22 protein-coding genes are annotated in these 17,474 nt (G+C 61.8%); all 22 read left to right on the top strand.

All coding sequences use genetic code 11. The features are described from left to right. Positions 1-30: 30 nt before the first annotated feature. The 22 genes from ACKLNA_RS13880 to ACKLNA_RS13985 all read left to right on the top strand — a co-directional run bounded on the left by ACKLNA_RS13880 (position 31) and on the right by ACKLNA_RS13985 (position 17,406). Positions 31-216, top strand: coding sequence for a hypothetical protein (locus ACKLNA_RS13880; protein WP_039771239.1), 186 nt, complete (start codon positions 31-33; stop codon positions 214-216). 2 nt (positions 217-218) lie between these two features. Beyond that, positions 219-1,385: a phage tail protein gene (locus ACKLNA_RS13885; protein WP_248738157.1), complete on the top strand. Its 1,167-nt coding sequence runs from the start codon at positions 219-221 to the stop codon at positions 1,383-1,385. Beyond that, positions 1,385-1,891 (top strand): phage major tail tube protein, encoded by a 507-nt coding sequence (locus ACKLNA_RS13890; protein ID WP_305441673.1) that lies wholly within the window; start codon positions 1,385-1,387, stop codon positions 1,889-1,891. Before ACKLNA_RS13885 ends, ACKLNA_RS13890 begins: the two co-directional genes overlap by 1 nt. A 100-nt stretch (positions 1,892-1,991) precedes the next feature. Next, positions 1,992-2,573 carry a phage tail assembly protein gene (locus ACKLNA_RS13895; protein WP_408986172.1) on the top strand — a complete coding sequence of 194 codons (582 nt, stop codon included), beginning with the start codon at positions 1,992-1,994 and terminating at the stop codon, positions 2,571-2,573. Between the two features lie 128 nt (positions 2,574-2,701). Beyond that, the gene (locus ACKLNA_RS13900) at positions 2,702-4,678 is read left to right on the top strand and encodes a phage tail tape measure protein (protein WP_408986173.1); all 1,977 of its coding nucleotides are present in this window, start codon (positions 2,702-2,704) and stop codon (positions 4,676-4,678) included. Continuing rightward, positions 4,675-5,058, top strand: a complete 384-nt coding sequence (locus ACKLNA_RS13905; protein WP_408986174.1) for a phage tail protein — start codon at positions 4,675-4,677, stop codon at positions 5,056-5,058. Before ACKLNA_RS13900 ends, ACKLNA_RS13905 begins: the two co-directional genes overlap by 4 nt. Next, positions 5,051-5,263 (top strand): tail protein X, encoded by a 213-nt coding sequence (locus ACKLNA_RS13910; protein WP_408986175.1) that lies wholly within the window; start codon positions 5,051-5,053, stop codon positions 5,261-5,263. Before ACKLNA_RS13905 ends, ACKLNA_RS13910 begins: the two co-directional genes overlap by 8 nt. Before the next feature lie 9 nt (positions 5,264-5,272). Further along, positions 5,273-6,301 (top strand): phage late control D family protein, encoded by a 1,029-nt coding sequence (locus ACKLNA_RS13915; RefSeq protein WP_408986176.1) that lies wholly within the window; start codon positions 5,273-5,275, stop codon positions 6,299-6,301. A 57-nt stretch (positions 6,302-6,358) separates the two neighbouring features. Next, complete coding sequence (locus ACKLNA_RS13920) at positions 6,359-6,943, top strand: hypothetical protein (RefSeq protein WP_408986177.1); 585 nt, start codon at positions 6,359-6,361, stop codon at positions 6,941-6,943. Beyond that, on the top strand, positions 6,940-7,119 hold the full coding sequence (locus ACKLNA_RS13925; protein ID WP_007954893.1) for a DUF2635 domain-containing protein: 180 nt from the start codon (positions 6,940-6,942) through the stop codon (positions 7,117-7,119). Before ACKLNA_RS13920 ends, ACKLNA_RS13925 begins: the two co-directional genes overlap by 4 nt. Continuing rightward, positions 7,119-8,615: a phage tail sheath subtilisin-like domain-containing protein gene (locus ACKLNA_RS13930; RefSeq protein ID WP_248738150.1), complete on the top strand. Its 1,497-nt coding sequence runs from the start codon at positions 7,119-7,121 to the stop codon at positions 8,613-8,615. The genes ACKLNA_RS13925 and ACKLNA_RS13930 overlap by 1 nt, the downstream gene beginning before the upstream one ends. Positions 8,616-8,682: 67 nt before the next feature. Continuing rightward, positions 8,683-9,030 (top strand): phage tail tube protein, encoded by a 348-nt coding sequence (locus tag ACKLNA_RS13935; protein ID WP_007908779.1) that lies wholly within the window; start codon positions 8,683-8,685, stop codon positions 9,028-9,030. Continuing rightward, on the top strand, positions 9,027-9,323 hold the full coding sequence (locus ACKLNA_RS13940; protein ID WP_003222226.1) for a phage tail assembly protein: 297 nt from the start codon (positions 9,027-9,029) through the stop codon (positions 9,321-9,323). The genes ACKLNA_RS13935 and ACKLNA_RS13940 overlap by 4 nt, the downstream gene beginning before the upstream one ends. Positions 9,324-9,453: 130 nt before the next feature. Continuing rightward, on the top strand, positions 9,454-11,226 hold the full coding sequence (locus ACKLNA_RS13945) for a phage tail protein (RefSeq protein ID WP_408986178.1): 1,773 nt from the start codon (positions 9,454-9,456) through the stop codon (positions 11,224-11,226). After that, positions 11,213-12,448 carry a DNA circularization protein gene (locus tag ACKLNA_RS13950; RefSeq protein ID WP_408986179.1) on the top strand — a complete coding sequence of 412 codons (1,236 nt, stop codon included), beginning with the start codon at positions 11,213-11,215 and terminating at the stop codon, positions 12,446-12,448. Before ACKLNA_RS13945 ends, ACKLNA_RS13950 begins: the two co-directional genes overlap by 14 nt. Positions 12,449-12,451: 3 nt before the next feature. Then, on the top strand, positions 12,452-13,495 hold the full coding sequence (locus tag ACKLNA_RS13955; RefSeq protein ID WP_408986180.1) for a phage baseplate assembly protein: 1,044 nt from the start codon (positions 12,452-12,454) through the stop codon (positions 13,493-13,495). A gap of 29 nt (positions 13,496-13,524) precedes the next feature. Further along, positions 13,525-14,034 (top strand): phage baseplate assembly protein V, encoded by a 510-nt coding sequence (locus ACKLNA_RS13960; RefSeq protein WP_119427197.1) that lies wholly within the window; start codon positions 13,525-13,527, stop codon positions 14,032-14,034. Then, positions 14,034-14,432: a phage GP46 family protein gene (locus ACKLNA_RS13965; RefSeq protein WP_408986181.1), complete on the top strand. Its 399-nt coding sequence runs from the start codon at positions 14,034-14,036 to the stop codon at positions 14,430-14,432. Before ACKLNA_RS13960 ends, ACKLNA_RS13965 begins: the two co-directional genes overlap by 1 nt. After that, positions 14,422-15,465: a baseplate J/gp47 family protein gene (locus tag ACKLNA_RS13970; protein ID WP_408986182.1), complete on the top strand. Its 1,044-nt coding sequence runs from the start codon at positions 14,422-14,424 to the stop codon at positions 15,463-15,465. Before ACKLNA_RS13965 ends, ACKLNA_RS13970 begins: the two co-directional genes overlap by 11 nt. Beyond that, entirely contained in the window at positions 15,453-16,052 is a 600-nt protein-coding gene (locus tag ACKLNA_RS13975) for a YmfQ family protein (RefSeq protein ID WP_408986183.1), read from the top strand. The genes ACKLNA_RS13970 and ACKLNA_RS13975 overlap by 13 nt, the downstream gene beginning before the upstream one ends. A 14-nt stretch (positions 16,053-16,066) precedes the next feature. Then, the gene (locus ACKLNA_RS13980) at positions 16,067-17,002 is read left to right on the top strand and encodes a hypothetical protein (protein WP_408986184.1); all 936 of its coding nucleotides are present in this window, start codon (positions 16,067-16,069) and stop codon (positions 17,000-17,002) included. Next, positions 17,002-17,406, top strand: coding sequence for a hypothetical protein (locus ACKLNA_RS13985; RefSeq protein WP_408986185.1), 405 nt, complete (start codon positions 17,002-17,004; stop codon positions 17,404-17,406). Before ACKLNA_RS13980 ends, ACKLNA_RS13985 begins: the two co-directional genes overlap by 1 nt. Positions 17,407-17,474: the final 68 nt, after the last annotated feature.

Consider the following 17,474-nt stretch of genomic DNA (forward strand, 5'->3'; position numbering starts at 1 on the left):
GGGGCTTTCCCGTTTATGGAGAAACGAAAAATGGCAACCCGCCAAACCTACACCGTGCTCGTTCCATTCCCCACCGGCGGTGGGCACTGGTCGAGCGTCGGCCAGGAACTCGATCTGCTCGATGTCGAGGCCAGTGCCCTGCACAGCGCCGGTCGACTGGAGCTGAAAACACCTACCACCAAGGCCGTGAAGGCCGCTGCCAAGAAGGCTGACTGAATATGGCTGAGGTTCTGAACTTCGAGCACAACGGCATTACCGTCAATGCCACCGAATCCCCCGAGGCCATGGGGGGCCTGGGTGACAACGTCATCGGTCTGGTCGGCACTGCGCCGAAAGCCGATCCGCTGATTCCGCGCAACGCACCGTTTCGCATCAACAGCTTCACCACCCACGCGCTGCTCGATCCGACCGGCGCGGAAGAGGGCACCCTGTACCACGCGGTTTACCAGATCCTCAAAGTGGTCAAGGTACCGGTGTACGTGGTGATCGTCGAAGCGGGCGCAACCCCGGCCGACACCGTCAACGCAGTGATCGGCGGCATCGAGCCAGTGACCGGTCGAAAACTCGGTCTGGCCGCACTGGGCAGCGTCCCGGAAGACCTGACCATCATCGGCGCGCCGGGCTTCACCGGCACCAAGGCTGTGGCCAGCGAGTTCGCCTCGTTCGGCAAGCGCATCAAGGCCCGTGTGGTGCTGGACGGCAAGGACGCTTCGGTCGCCGACCAGGTGACCTACAGCCAGGAACTGGGCGGCGCCGACCTCGGCTTCGACCGTTGCCTAGTGGTGCACAACATGCCGGCCGTGTATTCGAAAGCGGCGAAGAAAAACGTCTTCCTCGCGCCATCCAGCCTGGCGATTGCCGCACTGGCCAAGGTCAAGCAGTGGGAAAGCCCGGGCAACCAGGTGACCTACGCCGAAGACGTGTCCCGGGTCGTTGAGTACAACATCCTCGACACTTCCACCGAAGGCGATCTGCTCAACCGCTACGGCGTCAGCTACTACGCCCGCACCGTGCTGGGAGGCTTCTCGCTGCTGGGCAACCGTTCGATCACCGGCAAGTTCATCAGCTACGTCGGTCTGGAAGATGCCATCAGTCGCAAGCTGGTGAAGGCCGGCCAGAAAGCCATGGCGAAGAACCTGACCAAGTCGTTCATGGATCAGGAAGTCAAGCGCATCAACGACTGGCTGCAGACCCTGGTCGCCGACGAAACCATTCCTGGCGGCAGCGTTTACCTGCACCCGGAACTCAACAGCGTCGAGAAGTACAAGAACGGCACCTGGTACGTGGTCATCGACTACGGCCGCTACGCGCCGAACGAACACATGGTTTATCAACTCAACGCCCGCGATGAAATCATCGAGCAGTTCCTGGAGGACGTTCTCTAATGTTTACCAACCGCGTAAGACAGGCCATCGCGGCCACCCTGCAAGGCCTGCCGTTGTCGGCAACCGTGGAGGAGTTCACTCCGCCGAAGATCGATTTCGAGATGGAGAACATGACGGGCGGCCGCTTCATCATCGAAGAGATGGCCAAGAGCGCCAAGGCGTTGAATGCGCAGATCAAGCTGCAGGGCACTGGCGCCGAAGTGTTGCTCGCCATGGGTGTGAAACTCGGTGACGACATTCTGCTGAACGTGCGTGAAGCCGGTCAGGACCAGGACGGCAATACCTGGTTCACCTACCACACCATCGGCGGCAAGCTCAAAACCATGGGTGAAGACGCAATCAAAATGGGCGGCAAGGCCCTGACGACGCTGGATTTTTCCTGCCGCACCTACACCCGCCTGGAGAACGGCATCCCGGTGATCGACATCGACGTGCGCACCCAGAAGTTCGTGCTCAACGGCGTCGACATCCTTGGTGATGCCCGTCGTGCGGTGCTGATGCCGTAAGCCTTTTTGGCAGACCGTGCACAAACCCTGTGGGAGCGGCGGTGCGCCGCTTCCACAAGGGACTGCAACACCCCCTCAAGAATCACCAAGGAATTCATTCATGTCGTGGATGCCACCCAAGCATGACCTGCTGTCGCCGATTACCGGTGACGACGGCTCACAGATCGAATCGATCCAGCTCAAGCCCCTGTTCTACGCCGCCCAGAAAGAAGCGCTGGAACGCGCCGGCGACGATGAAGACGATCAGTTCTTCGAATTGGCGCTGCTGGCCACCGGGCTGTCGGTCAAGGAGCTCGATCAGCTCAAGCGCCCGGACTACGTGAGCATCGCGCAGTACGTACACGAGATGTCGACCCGTCCGGCGTCGTACTTTCTCGATCAGGTCGAAGACGCGGAAAAGTCCGACGATCCCGACCTGGTGCAACTGCTGCAACCGCTCGCCGTCACCGGCCGCACCGTGACCTCGCTGAGCCTGGAAATGCCGGCGCTGCGGGCCACCAAAGTGATGAAGAAACTGAAAACGGCCAAGGAACGCGCCGAGTTCATCACCGCCCATTGCACCGGCCTGATGATCCCCGATCTGGCCCTGATGAGCGTCCCGGACTGGACGCAATTGCAGGTGCGCATCGACGATTTTTTAAACCAGCCGGCGGCCTTCTTTCAGAGCGCGACATCGAAGTAATCCTCGATATCGTGCCGCTCATTTACCCGGTAAGTGAGGCGGAAATTCTGGAGTGGGACGCCGAAAAGGCGTTGCGCCGCTACGACATAGCGATCACTCGCCTTGGCGTGAAAAAGGAGTAGAGCGGCATGGCAGAGAGCAAGAATGCGCTCACGTACGCCGGTGAGAATTCAACCGTAACGCCCGGTAATACCAGCTTGAACGTGGCGTCGATCAATGGTTCCGGGCAAATTGTCCATGACCGGATTTCTGACTTGAGTCAGGTGCTTGTTAAAGCAAGTGCCAGTATCCGCTCGCTGACCACGGCGATTGATGCATTGAGGTTGACCCTGTCCACTTACCGTCCAGTTTCGGCGAGTACCGCTGAAAAGGATGAATCCAGCGGTGAGTCAGCGACGCCGAAGGAGTCAAGTGAACGGACTGAAGCGCCAGGGTTTCTCCAGCGGTCGATTGCGCTGAACCTGGCTGCGGCCGAGTTGGGCAGCGCCACACAACTGTCTCCAAAAAAGACCAAAGAGGTGGAGCTGGCAAGTCTGGTCATGGCCAGCAAGCCATTGGTGGCGGCGGGAGGAACTCGCGGGGTCGAGTTGATCAAGATCGCAACGCTTGCGGCCGATGCGGGAGTCGGCAATGACCTGGCCAATGAGTCGGACAAGCCTTTTGAATTGCTCAATTTCGCCAGCGACGCTGCGATCATTGCGTCAGCGTTCAAAGTCCCCGCCAAGGATGTCGCTGAAATGATGGTGGTGTGGCGCACCTCGATGAAGCTCACTCGCGATCAGGCGTTTGACCTCGCGGATGCGACCAATCAGCTCGGCAAAATACCGGGTGGGGCAAAACCGTCAGACATCGGTGCCGTCCTCAAGCAATCAGGTGAATCGGCGATCTCGGCAGGTCTGCAACCCGAGCAGGCCGCTGCGCTCTCGGCAGCATTACTCAACAGCGGGATGAAGAAAGACGATGCCGGCGAGGCGTTGAAGAGCCTTTCCGTTGCGCTGGGCAAAGGTGACAAAACTTCGGGCGCCGAGCGTGTTGCCTGGAAACAACTGGGGCTTGATCCCGTCGCCGTGGCGGCGGCAATGCGCGACCCGGACAAGCAAAATGCACAGGGCGCGGTACTCTCGGTACTTGCCGCGCTGAACGCCAGACCGGTCGAGCAACGCGCCACGCTGGCGCGGACACTGTTTGCCGATAGCGATGACGCCGCACAGTTGCTGGCGCAGAACCTTGGCGGCGTCAACGAGGCCTTTTCGCAAGTAAAGGACAAGGGGCAATACGCGACTTCGAAGGTCGGTGAGCAGAGTTCGGTGCGCCAGTCTGCACTGGCACTTTCCAATACCCAGCAAGGTCAATGGAACGTTCAGCTTGCGCGCAACGAACGTCTGGCCATCGCCAGCGCAAATGCGGTGTCGCCTTCTCCTGAAGTGCTTGGATTTGCCGGCGACAATACTGACCGAATGAGCGATTTTGCCGAGAATCATCCAAACATCAGCGCTGCGATCATAGTCACGGGGGCAACCCTGAAAGCGCTGTTCGATGTTCTGTTTGACGCAGCGGTCGATGTGGCAAAAGAGCGTAAAGGCAAACGGCTACCGGGCAAGGAGTCCACCACCTCTCCAGACCTGTCATCTACCCGCGATACTGAAGCAAAGCTGTCAACGGATGCGCCTGTGACGGGGATAGCCAGTCTGGATCCTGCTGTTGTCAGGGTAAGGGAAACGGGCAAACAACCGTCATGGGGCGAGATTCCGCGTCAAGGGCTGTCGGCCATTTCAATAGACACACGTTCACAAGTGGCTCCAGCATCGGCCAGGGATACCGGTGTTGCGTTGGATGAACGGTTCGTATTTATCGCCCCTGACGTACTGTCTGCCCCCGGCCAGGTCAGCAAGGATCTGGCCAGCGCCCAGGCTGTAAACCAGCAAGTCACCTACGCACCTTCGGTTCAGGTGTACTGCAGCGATCCGGGCACTTCGGAAAACATCGGATTGCTGGTCACGCAGCACCTGCAGAGTCAGTTCGACAATCAGTTCACACCAATGATGACCAGTAACCCCCTCGCCACCCGCCGTGACGCAGCCCTGACCGATGGAGTCGCCACATGAAACAACAAATGGCACTGGGCAGTTTCATCTTCGGCCTGTCCCGGGATTTTGCGTACAGCACGCTGGCGCGAAAGTCCGATGGCGGCTGGACCGAGCTGCAGATCCTCAACAGCAAGCCCAAAGCCTATCAGATAGGGCAGAAGCCCGAAACCCTGACTATCGGCGGCACCTCGATGTACGCCGTGGCGATGGATCGGCTCGATGAGCTGCGTGCGCTGCAAGCGTTGAGAGCGCCGTTGCCGTTGATTGACGGCATTGGCCGCAACTGGGGTTTGTGGCGGATCACCAGCATCGACGAAAACCAGAGCGAGGTCATCGATGACGGCACTGCGATGGTGATCAAGTGGGTGATCGTATTGACGGAGTTCAACAATGCGTAAGGTACGAAGCGTGGCCGGTGATTCGGTGAATCTGTTGCTGTACCGCGAAACCGGTCGCAGCGATGACACCGCCGAAGAAGCCCTGTGGACACTCAACCCGACCCTGGCCGAGCACGGCCCGATTCTGTCGGCCGGTGTCTGGGTGACACTCCCGGAACTCGATAGCAAACCGGCTGCGATCAAACCGGTTCTGGCCTGGGATTAAGGAGGCTGCATGGCACAGGGATTTACGCCGGCGATCGAAATCTACGGCGCCAACAAGGACCTGCTGAACCAGCGCCTGATCAGTTGGGAACACATCGATGCCGCCGGGATGGAGTCCGATCAACTGACGCTGGTGCTCGACCTGGAAGGCCTTGAAGGCTTGCCGACTCTGGGCGGAATCATCGGCCTGCGGGTGGGGTATCTGGAGACCGGGCTGGTCGAAAAAGGCCAGTTCCGGGTGACTCGACTGACACCGACGCTGTTCCCGCTGCGCCTGACGCTGGTCGCGACCGCCGCGCCTTTCAGCGGCAAGGACGAAACCGGATTCAAGGAACGGCGCACGGCCAGTCATGGCCCCACGACGCTTGGCGGGCTGTTTCGCAAACTGGTCGAGCCGCACGGTTTCTCGCCGCGCGTCGATCCCGAACTGGCGCTGATCAGGATTGCCCATGTCGACCAGTCGAACGAAACCGACATGAGCTTCATCACGCGAATGGCGCGCAAATACGACGCGGTTGCCAAACCGGTCAACGAACTCTACGTACTGGCGAAACCGGCGCAGCTCAAAAACTTTTCAGGCCAGGTGATACCGGACGTCAGGTTATCGGTGACCAGCAACAATCGGCCGGGCGATCACGCCTTCATCAGCGCCACGCTGGAAGAGACCGCTCGTACCCAGAACCAGGGTTGCAAGACCAGCTTCTGGGACGATGCTCTTGGCAAGCTGCGGGAGGTGATCACCGGTTCCGAGCCCTACAAGGTCATTCGCCAGAAACTGGCCAATGAGGAAGAGGCCAAAACTATCGGCGAAGCCGAAGTGCGCAAGATGCTGCGCGAGAAATACAAGCTGAAGGTTACCTGCCCGGGCGACCCGCTACTGGTGGCCGAGGGCTTGTTGGTACTCGATGACACCTGGCCGGACTTCATGCGCGGTCGCTGGTCGATTGAAAAAGTCACGGCCAGTGGCAAGCGCGAAGAAAGCTATCGCTGCCTGATCGAAGCGACCGGCCGGGATCCCGAGGCAAAAGCCAAAGACTGATTCACCCCGCCATACGCTCCCACTCCTGCGTCACTCTCTAACACTGGAACGCTCCCCATGAAGATCTCCCCGATCCTCACGCAGCTGCGTGCGCAATGCCCAAGCCTTGTCGGCCATATCGCGACAGGTGTCGACCTGGCGCTGCTGCAAGGCGACCCGAATCTGCCGACCCCGTCGGCCCACGTCTTACCGCTGGCCGACCTGGCCAGTGCCAGCACCGCACAGAACTCCGCCAGCCAGCCGATCCGCGACCGCTTCGAAATCATCCTGGTGCTCGACGCCACGGATGCCACAAAAGCGCTGGATCTGTTGCACGACCTGCGCGCCGAAATCTGGCGTGCGCTGGTGGGTTTCAAACCCGGTTCCGACTACAGCGCCATCGTTTATGACGGCGGCGAAACGGTCTCGATCAACAGCAGCCGCGCGTTCTACCGGCTGCGCTTTTTTGCCGAGTTCCAGCTGGGCCGCAATCTGCCAAGTCAGCCTGCGGAGAGTTGGCACGAACGCGAACTGGACGGTTTGTCGTCCTTTACCGGGGTCACCGTGCGGGTCGATGCGATCGACCCGGCCGACCCCAACCTGAAACACCCCGGCCCTGACGGGCGCGTGGAAATGACTTTCTCTGGAGACGTAACCCCATGAGCAACCGCATCACCGTAGTGCCGGCCGCCGGCCGTGCCGTGCCGGACCCGGAAGCAGGCGACCTGCTGCCACTGGAAGGCCGTGAAGTGCTGGACAGCGCCTGGTGGCGCCGGCGTCTGGCCGACGGCGATATCACCCTCAAAACCGCAACAGCTAAACAAAAGGGAGCCAAATAATGGCGATCGGATTCAGCAACATTCCTGCGGACATTCGTGTACCGCTGTTCTATGCCGAAATGGACAACTCGGCCGCCAATAGCGCGTCCTCGTCCATGCGCCGCCTGATCGTGGCGCAGGTCAACGACAACATCGCCCCGAGCGAAGTCGGCAAACTGGTGCTGGTTTCCAGCGTGGCACTGGCCAAGAGCATTGGCGGCCAGGGCTCGATGCTGGCTTCGATGTACGAGACTTTCCGCAAGGCTGACCCGATCGGTGAGATCTGGTGCCTGCCGCTGCACAACGCCACCGGCGCCATCGCCAAAGGCGTGCTGACCCTGACCGGCACCGCGACTCAGGCTGGCGTGCTCAACCTGTATGTCGGCGGCGTCCGCGTCCAGGCCACCGTGGTCAACGGTGCCACCGCTGCCCAGGCGGCCACCGCCCTGGCACAGAAAATCAACGCCACCGCCGATCTGCCGGTGAGCGCTGCGGCTGCCGAAGGCGTGGTAACCCTGAACGCCAAATGGACCGGCGAGAGCGGCAACGACATCAGCCTGCAATTCAATCGCCTGGGCAAGAGCAACGGCGAAGAAACCCCGGCCGGCCTGACCACCGCCATCACCGCCATGACCGGCGGCGTCGGTGTTCCGGATCAAGTGGCGGCCGTTGCCGCACTGGGTGACGAGCCGTTCGAATTCATCGCGCTGCCATGGTCCGACCTGGCCACCCTCAACACCTGGCAAGCGGTGATGGACGACAGCACCGGTCGCTGGTCCTGGGCCAAGCAACTGTTCGGTCACGTCTACAGCGCCAAGCGCGGCACCGTCGGCACTCTGGTGGCGGCCGGTCAGGCGCGCAACGACCAGCACATGACCATTCAGGCGCTGGAGCCGGGCGTTCCGCAACCGGTATGGGTACAAGCCGCCGCACTGGCTGCACGTACTTCGGTGTTCATCTCGGCGGATGCCAGCCGTCCGACCCAGAGCGGCAGTCTGCCAGGCGTCGATCCGGCGCCGGCCAGCGAGCGCTTCACCCTGACCGAGCGTCAGTCGCTGCTCAACTACGGCATCGCCACCGCGTACTACGAAGGCGGCTACGTGCGCATCCAGCGCTCGATCACCACCTACCAGAAAAACGCTTACGGCCAGGCCGACAACTCGTACCTGGACAGCGAAACCATGCACCAGTCGGCGTTCATCGTGCGTCGTCTGCAAAGCGTGATCACCAGCAAGTACGGTCGCCACAAACTGGCCTCCGACGGCACCCGTTTCGGTGCCGGCCAGCCGATCGTCACCCCGGCGACCATTCGCGGTGAGCTGATCGCCCAGTACGCCAAGCTCGAACTGGAAGGCCACGTGGAAAACGCCGAGCTGTTCGCCGAGCACCTGATCGTCGAGCGCGACGTGCAGGACCCGAGCCGCGTGAACGTGCTGTTCCCGCCGGATTACATCAACGGTCTGCGCGTGTTCGCACTGCTCAACCAGTTCCGTCTGCAGTACGACGACGTCGCCTGATCGGCCCGTTTGAGACTGTGATTTCAGCCCACCTCGCGTGGGCTTTTTATTTGAAGGGAGTAACACCATGGGTCAACTGATTGCAGGCACCTGCTACGTCAAGGTCGACGGTGCACAACTGACCATCAATGGCGGCTGCGAAGCCCCGCTGATGGCCGTCAAACGCGAAACCGTCGTGCCGGGTTTCTACAAGGAAACCGACATCGCGCCGTCGTTCAAGGTGACCGCGCTGCACACCGCCGACTTCCCGCTGAAGAAGCTGATCGAAGGCACCGACATCACCGTCACCTGCGAATTCAGCAACGGCAAAGTCTACGTGCTGGCCGGTGCCTACCTGGTCGAAGAGCCAGTCTCCAAGGGCGATGACGCCACCATCGAACTGAAATTCGAAGGCATCAAGGGGACCTGGCAATGAGCGGCGCCGTGAAGCTTCAAGTTGCGATCGAAGCTCACGGCGAGCCCCTGACTGAACTCGTCCTGCGCCGTCCGACGGTGCAGGAGGTACGAGCGATCAAGGCGCTGCCGTACAAGATCGACAAGAGCGAAGAGGTCAGCCTCGACATGGACGTGGCGGCCAAGTACATCGCCGTGTGCGCCGGCATTCCGCCGTCGTCGGTCAACCAGCTGGACCTGGCTGACCTCAACGCGTTGAGCTGGGCCGTTGCGAGTTTTTTCATGAGTGCGGCGTCGGAGCCATCACCGACCTGATTTCGGTCGCCTATGACCTGGCCTGGTTCTGGAAGGTTGACCCCGAACAGATGATGGCCAGGCCACTGGATGTGCTTCGCGAATCGCTGGAGCACGCGCAACGGATCAATGCGATGCAGCAGGTGCAGTGATGGCAGAAGAAACCAAAGCTAAAGCGTCGGTGCTGCTGACCGGCATCGACGAACTGTCACCCAAACTCGGCGCCCTGCGAGTGAAGGTGGATGACTTCAAGAAAAACCTCGAACAGACCGGCCTCGGCAAACTCGACATCAGCGGTCTGTTCAAGGGCGGCAGTGTGATTACGCCGTTCGTGGACGGCATCAAATCCGCCGCAGCGTTTCAGGGCAAGCTGAGCGAAGTCAGCGAGACGGCGAAAACCGTCGATCTGCCGGAAACACCGAAAGCCGCCGCGCAGAACATGAACGTGTTCAGCGCGTCGATGGAAAAGGTCTCCGCTGCGGTAGACGCCGCACTGGTGCCGGCGGTGGGCGCCCTGGTGGTCGGGTTGGAGCCGGTGCTGACCCAGGTCGGCAGCCTGCTGGCCGACAACCCGAAACTGGTCGAAGGGCTGGCGGCGGGGGCGATTGCGTTTTCCGCCATGCAAACCGCCGTCACCGGTATGACCCAAGTGATGGACGTCATGAGCATGGTGCTCAAGACCAATCCGATCATGCTGATCGCCATGGGCATTGCCGTGGCGGCCGGTTTGATCGTGGCCAACTGGACACCGATTTCCGCGTTCTTCACCGGATTGTGGGAGGGCGTGAAAAACGCCGGGGCCAGTGCAATGGCGACGTTGCGCTCGGTACTCGACTGGCGGCCACTGGAGGCACTGGCGGCGTTATGGGAACCGGTCACGGGTTTCTTCTCGGGTATCTGGGACAAGGTCAAAGCGGTCACCGCGCCGGTGATCGACTTCTTCAAGTCGGTTTTCTCGTGGTCGCCTGCGGGCCTGATCCTGGAAAACTGGGGGCCGTTGACCGGTCTGTTTTCGGCGATCTGGGAATTGCTCGAGGCCTTGAGCGTACCGGTGATGTCGTTCCTCAAGGGGCTGTTCGACTGGACGCCGCTGGGCATGATCATCAACAACTGGGGCGCAATCACCGGTTTCTTCGCTTCGATCTGGGCAGCGTTGCAACCGGCGGCGCAAGCCATCAAGGACTTCTTCGGCACCCTGTTCGACTATTCTCCGTTGGGGATGCTCGTCAACAACTGGGGCAGCGTCGTGACCTTTTTCGAACCGGTCTGGGCCGCGTTGCAAGCGTCGGCACAAGCGATCAAAAGCTTCTTCCAGAGCCTGTTCGAATGGTCGCCGCTGGAGCAGATCGCGCAGTACTGGCAGCCTATCAGCGAAGTGTTTTCGGCGCTGTGGGGCGTGGTGCAAGCGTTGGCAGCACCGGTGCTGGAGTTCCTGCACAACATGTTCGAATGGACACCGTTGGGGCAGATCATCAAGAACTGGGGACCGATCACCGAATGGTTCGGCGAGCTGTGGCAAAAGCTGCAGACCGTCATCGCACCGATCAAGGAACTGTTCGATGGCGGTTTCGCCGGGCTGATCGCCAGGGTCACCGGCAAGGTCGAAACCCTGACCGAAGCACAACGCCAGACCAATGCCGAAGGCAAGGGCGAACTGGCGCCGGCGTTCTTCGGTGCCAGTGCGAAACCCGAGGGTGGCAGCGCGTTGCAGGGCGGTTCTTTGCCGCAATCCTCTGGCGCCCTGATCCAGCAAAGCGCCGCCAACAACCGCACGCAACTCGAAGGCGGCCTGACGGTCCGCTTCGAAAACGCGCCGGCGGGGCTGCGCACCGATCAACCGCAAACCAATCAACCGGGGCTGGCGCTCAGTTCGCGCATCGGCTATCGCTCGCTATCGGCAGGAGGTTCCAATGAACTGGCGTGACCGTTTGTTGCCGGCATCCTTTCGCGGTGTCGGCTTCTGGATCGACCAGGCGAAAACCCCGGTCGGTCGCAAGGGGCAGTTGCACGAATACCCGCAACGCGACCTGCCGTTTTTCGAGGATCTCGGCCAGCAGGCCAAGACCCACGACCTGACGGCGTTCATCATCGGTGCCGATTGCCTGGAGCAGCGTGACAAGCTGCTCCAGGCGCTGGAGCAGGGCAGCGGCGAGCTGGTGCATCCGTGGCTGGGCCGCTTGCAGGTCAAGGTCGGCGAGTGCGACATGACCCACACCCGCCAGGACGGCGGGATGGTGACCTTCACCCTGAAGTTCTACCCCGACCGGCCGCTGCCGTTTCCGACGGCGACGGTCAGCACGCAGAAAGTCCTGCTGATCAAGGCCGACGGCTTGCTCGGCTCGGCGGTGGCGCGCTTCGAACAGGCGATGATCCTGATCAAGGCGGCGCGGATCGGCATCACCAATCTGCGCAACAGCCTCACCGGCGTGTACGACGTGATCAAGGAGCAACTCAAACCGCTGATCGCGCAATACAAGCAGATCACCGAACTGGTCCGGGCCGTCAAGGAACTGCCCAAGGAGGTGGCGGCGGAGTTCAAGGGCTTGCTCGGCGATATCAAGGAGCTGAAGGCATTCGCGAAGGAGGGCTACCGTGGCGTGATTGCCGACGTGTCCCAACAGATCGAAGCCATCCGCAAGGCCGACGCACCGAAAATCACCACCGGCAAGGACACAACGGCTGCGGCGCAGGCACTGGCCAATCTGGTGCAGGACACTCTGATCGTCAAAGTGGCGCAATGGGTTGCCTCGATGCCGGTGGCGTCGACGCCGGTGAAGCTCAGCTCGACGCCCTCGCTGGATCAGCAATCGAAGCAGCCGATCAGCCGTCAGGAAGTGCCGGTCACGGATGATCTGCAAGCACTGCAAAAAGCGTTGAACGAAGTGCTGCAAATGGCCCAGGACAAGGCCGATCCCGCGCACTACCAGGCCATCGGCGATCTGAAGGAGGCGCTGAATGGGCACTTCAAGGCTGTGGCGTCGTCCGGTGTGCGGCTGGTGAGCAAAACCTTCCAGGAAACCTTCCCGGCGCTGGTCGTGGCCTACAAGCAGTTTGGCGATGCCACTCGGGTGACCGAGGTCATTCAGCGCAACGGGCTGTCTCACCCAAGCTTCCCACCCAACGAAGTCAAGGTTTCCAGGGAGTGAGTCATGAACGAGACTGACAACCGCGTCACGCTGACCGTCGGCAACATGGAATACGGCGGCTGGAAAAGCGTGCAGATCACCGCGGACCTGGAGCGCCAGTTCCGCACCTTCAAACTCGATATCACCTGGCAATGGCCGGGACAGACCGTGGATCAGCGGATCAAGGCCGGCGACCCGTGCGAAGTGCGGATCGGCCAGGATCTGGTGCTCACCGGTTATGTGTTCAAGGCCCCGATCAGCTACGACGGGCGGCAGATCAGCCTGAGCATCGAAGGCAGCTCCAAGACCCAGGATCTGGTGGATTGCGCGGCGCGAAACAACCCCGGCCAATGGCAGGATCAGTCGCTGCTGAGCATCGTCCAGGCCCTGGCCATGGAGTACGCGTTGATGGTGGTCAACGAAATTCCCGAGACCGCACGCCTGAGCAAACACACGATTGTGCCGGGTGAAACGGCGTTTCAGTCGATCGACCGTTTGCTCTCGCTGTACCGGGTGTTTTCCACCGATGACGCCGAAGGCCGGCTGGTACTTGCCAGACCCGGCAGCGGCGGCCGCGCCAGCGATGCACTGGAGCTGGGCAAGAACATTCTCTCGGCCAATGCGCCGATGGATTTCAGCCAGGTGTTTTCCGAATACCGGGTGATCGGCCAGCAGAAGGGCAACGACAAGAAAAGCGGGGCAGCGGCCAGCGAAGTGGAATCGACGGCGGCCGACCTGAGTTTCAAGCGCCGGCGTACCACGATCATCAACGAAGGCTCGCAACTGACGTTCGAACTGGCCCAGCAACGGGCCCAATGGGAGAGCGCGACGCGAATGGGCCGGGCGCTGACCACGACTTATCAGGTACAGGGCTGGCGTCAGTCCAACGGTGACCTGTGGCGTCACAACACCTTGGTGCGGGTCAAGGATCCGGTGCTTGGCTTCGATGAAGACATGCTGATTTCCAAGGTGACGTATTCGCTGTCGGCGCAAGGTTCGGTGACCACCCTGCAAGTGGCGCCGCCGCATACCTTCGACGCGAACCCGACTCCCCCGAAAAAGACCTGAGCCCGACCCCGTCCTCCAAGGAAAGCCCTATGAGCCTACTGACACGCCTGCTGGCGCGCGGCACTGTCGTGCTCGCCAGTTCGGCCTCCAAGCTGCAATCGCTGCAAATGCGCCTCACCGCTGGTGAAGTGAACGACGACATGGAGCACTTCGAACCCTACGGTTTCACCAGCCATCCGCTGGCCGGCGCCGAGGGTGTCGTCACGTTCCTCGGTGGTGACCGTTCCCACGCCATCGCCCTGGTGGTCGCTGACCGCCGTTATCGCCTGCAATCGCTGGCGGCCGGCGAAGTGGCGATCTACACCGACGAAGGCGACAAGATCCACTTCAGGCGTGGACGGATCATCGATATCGAAACCGCCACGCTGAATATCCGCGCCAGTACGGCGGTGAACTTTGACACGCCGGTGATCAACCAGACCGGCAAGATCGTTTCCAAAGGTGATCAGCTGGCCGGCGGCATCAGCCAGATCAAGCACGTGCATGGCGGCGTGCAGGGCGGCAGCGGCCAGACCGGCGTGCCGGCGGGAGGTCAGTGATGCTCTTGAGTCAAAATCTCCAAGCCGCGCTGACCCGTTCGGTGCTGATCAGCCTGTTCACCTGGCGCCGCGCCGCCGACGACGATGCCCTCGATGATGAGGAGCGTTACGGCTGGTGGGGCGACACCTTTCCCACCGTGGCCGACGACCGCATCGGCTCGCGGCTGTGGCTGCTGCGTCGGGTCAAGCTGACCCGGCAGACCCAGATGGACGCCGAGTTCTATGCCCGCGAAGCCTTGCAATGGCTGATCGACGACGGCCACTGCAGCGCCATCGACATCATCAGCGAACGCCTCGACGCCCAGCGTCTGAACTTGCGTACAGTCCTGACCCTGGCCGACGGCGAACGCCTGGACATCAACCCCGATAACAGTTGGCAGGTGATCTATGCCGTTTGAAACCCCTTCGCTGCCGGTGCTGATCAAGCGCACCCAAAGCGACCTGGCCGGCGATTCGCTGCGCCAGTCCGATGCGCAAGTCCTGGCCCGTACCGTCGGTGGTGCCGCTTACGGTCTGTATGGCTACCTTGACTGGATTGCCGAGCAGATCCTGCCTGACACCGCCGACGAATCGACTCTGGAACGCATCGCCGCGCTGCGCCTTAACCAGCCGCGCAAACCGGCGCAAGTCGCCACCGGCAGCGTCAGTTTTACCGCGACCGCGGGCGCGGTGCTGGACGTTGATACGCTGCTGCAATCGAGCGATGGCCGTACCTACAAAGTCACCACCGCGCGCACCACCGTCAATGGCAGCAACACCACCACCATCGCGGCGCTGGAGGCCGGCAGCCTCGGCAACGCCGACGCCGGACTGGCGCTGACCCCGGTGCAGCCGATTGCCGGCGTCGTCGGCAACAGCTTTGTGGTGCTGGCGCCTGGACTCAATGGCGGTGTGGCACGGGAAAGCCTGGAGTCGCTGCGCTCGCGGGTGATCCGTTCCTATCGCGTCATTCCCCATGGCGGCTCGGCCAGTGACTATGAAACCTGGGCGCTGGAAGTACCGGGCGTGACTCGCGCGTGGTGCCGTGGTGGCTTCCTCGGGCCGGGCACGGTCGGCGTGTACATCATGCGCGACGACGATCCGCAACCGGTGCCGAATGCCGATCAACTGGCCGAAGTGCAGGCCTACATCGAGCCGTTGCGTCCGGTGACCGCCGAGGTGCATGTGCGTGCCCCGGTGCAGAAGCCGGTGACCTATCAGTTGAAGTTGACACCCGACACCACCGCCGTGCGTGCCGCCGTCGAAACCCAGTTGCGCGATCTGCACAACCGCGAAGCCGACCTGGGTGAAGACCTGCTGATCAGCCATATCCGCGAAGCGATCAGCAGTGCGGCGGGTGAAACCGACCACGTCCTTTCGGCCCCTGTGGCGAACGTAGCCGCCGGTGACAGCGAACTGCTGACCTTCGGGGGTTGCGTATGGCTGCCATAAGAACCGCTGCGCAATACCAGGCGCAACTGCGCGCCTTGCTGCCCAGCGGCCCGGCATGGGACCCGGAGCGGGTGCCGGAGCTGGATGAGGTACTGCAAGGCGTCGCTGCCGAACTGGCACGTCTCGATGCCCGCGCCGCCGACCTGCTCAACGAGATGGACCCGGCCGGTGTCAGCGAACTGGTGCCGGACTGGGAGCAGGTGATGAACCTGCCCGATCCGTGCCTCGGTGCCACACCGCTGTTCGACGACCGTCGCCTCGCCGTGCGCCGCCGCTTGCTGGCGGTCGGCAGCCAGGCCGTCGGCTACTACCTGGAAATCGCCAAGAGCCAGGGTTACCCCAACGCCACCATCACCGAACTCGAAGCCCCACGCATGGGCCGTTCGCGCTTCGGCGCGGCGCACTGGGGCACCTGGGAAGCGCAGTTCATGTGGACGCTGAACACCGGCGGCCGGCTGCTGCTCGGCCGGCGTTTCGGCGCGAGTTACTGGGGCGAGCGCTTCGGCGTGAATCCGGGCTCGGCGCTTGAGTGCCTGATCCATCGGGCGGCGCCGGCGCACACCAAGGTGCACATCAACTATGACTAGGAAGGAGTGACGGGATGGATTACCCGAAAAGTGTGCCCAGCTCCGGGCTGGTGGATGGGCGCTTTGCCGATGAAAACCCACTGACCGGAACACCGGGTTCGCTGATTCCCGCGACATGGGGTAACGGCGTAACGGAAGAGTTGCTGAACGTGATCCGTGCGGCGGGGATGGCGCCCTCCGAAAGCGAGTCGGATCAGTTGCTCAAGGCGCTGAAGAATGTCTTGTCCCAGGACGCGATGCCATTCGCCGCGTTGGCATTTCCAACCGTGGCCACGGCCGACGGGCGCATTTCGGTCAGCGCCGCGAGCGCTTCGGCTGGCGGCACCGTGTCGGTGCCGGGCGGTGTGCTGGTCTGTCTCGGCGAAGAGGTCGCCGCCGGCATGACGGCCCGTCCGCGCACGTTGCTGACCTCCGCGTGGACCTCGCCCGGGCTGGATATCAACAGCACCTATTTTCTGCGGATGCAGGTCCGCAACGGGGCACTGGTCTGCTACACGCAAAAAGGCCTCGATGCCGATGCGATCCCGGCGGGAATGAAAGCGGGAACCGGCAGCAGTGGCGGCGGTTTCGACTCCACCTGCATCGACATGCTGGTGGCCAGAGTGGTGACCGCCGGTGCCGGGACTTTACCCAAGCTCACGCTGCTGGCGAACAAGGCCCGCCTGGAAGCGGTCGGTGTCTGGTCCGGTGCCAATGGCAGCTTCTCGCTCCCGTTGAACTGGGCGCGCAAACCCCGTGCTTACATGGCCGGGATCAGCGATTTTGACGACTACGTCAAAACTGACTATGGCGTGGTCAGTGAGGAAATTGGGGTCAACTTCAACGGTATCCAGATCACGCCCGAGGGTGGGTTTACTGACCGTTATACAGCACGTGTGGCTATCACGGCGTGGGCACAGAACATGAGCACTTCTGGCCGGATTAACGCTCGCGTCAGATGGGAGGTTTGATGATGAAGGCCATTATCGAAAATGGAGTGGTGACGGCTTTGTTGACCGGTGATGTCGATTGCGGCGTTCCGGTACCGGTCGGCCTCCCGGTTTCCACAGGTTGGCTGTTCGACGACGAGCGCTTCAATGCTCCGCCACAGGTCGATGTTCCGCCGGATGCGCAAACCGACGCAGAGCGTCAATGGCGTACGGCAGAGCTCGCAGCCACCGACTGGCTGGTAACCCGTCATCGCGATGAACTGGACATCGGCGCGCAACCGACTCTGAGCGGCAAGCAATTCTCGAAATTGCAGGCCTGGCGCCAGGCGCTGCGCAATTGGCCGGGCACCGTCGAGATGGCGGATGACCTGTCGCGCCCCGTACCTCCCAAGTGGCTTGCGCGGATGCTCCAGCGGGCACCGTGAATACACGCTTGTAGCTACTGAACGACGCCCGCCCTGTGCGGGCGTTTTTCATCAGTGCGCAAGCTGAC

Origin of the sequence: Pseudomonas sp. UV AK001 (assembly GCF_046097675.1) — a bacterium.
GTDB classification, from domain to species: domain Bacteria; phylum Pseudomonadota; class Gammaproteobacteria; order Pseudomonadales; family Pseudomonadaceae; genus Aquipseudomonas; species Aquipseudomonas kribbensis.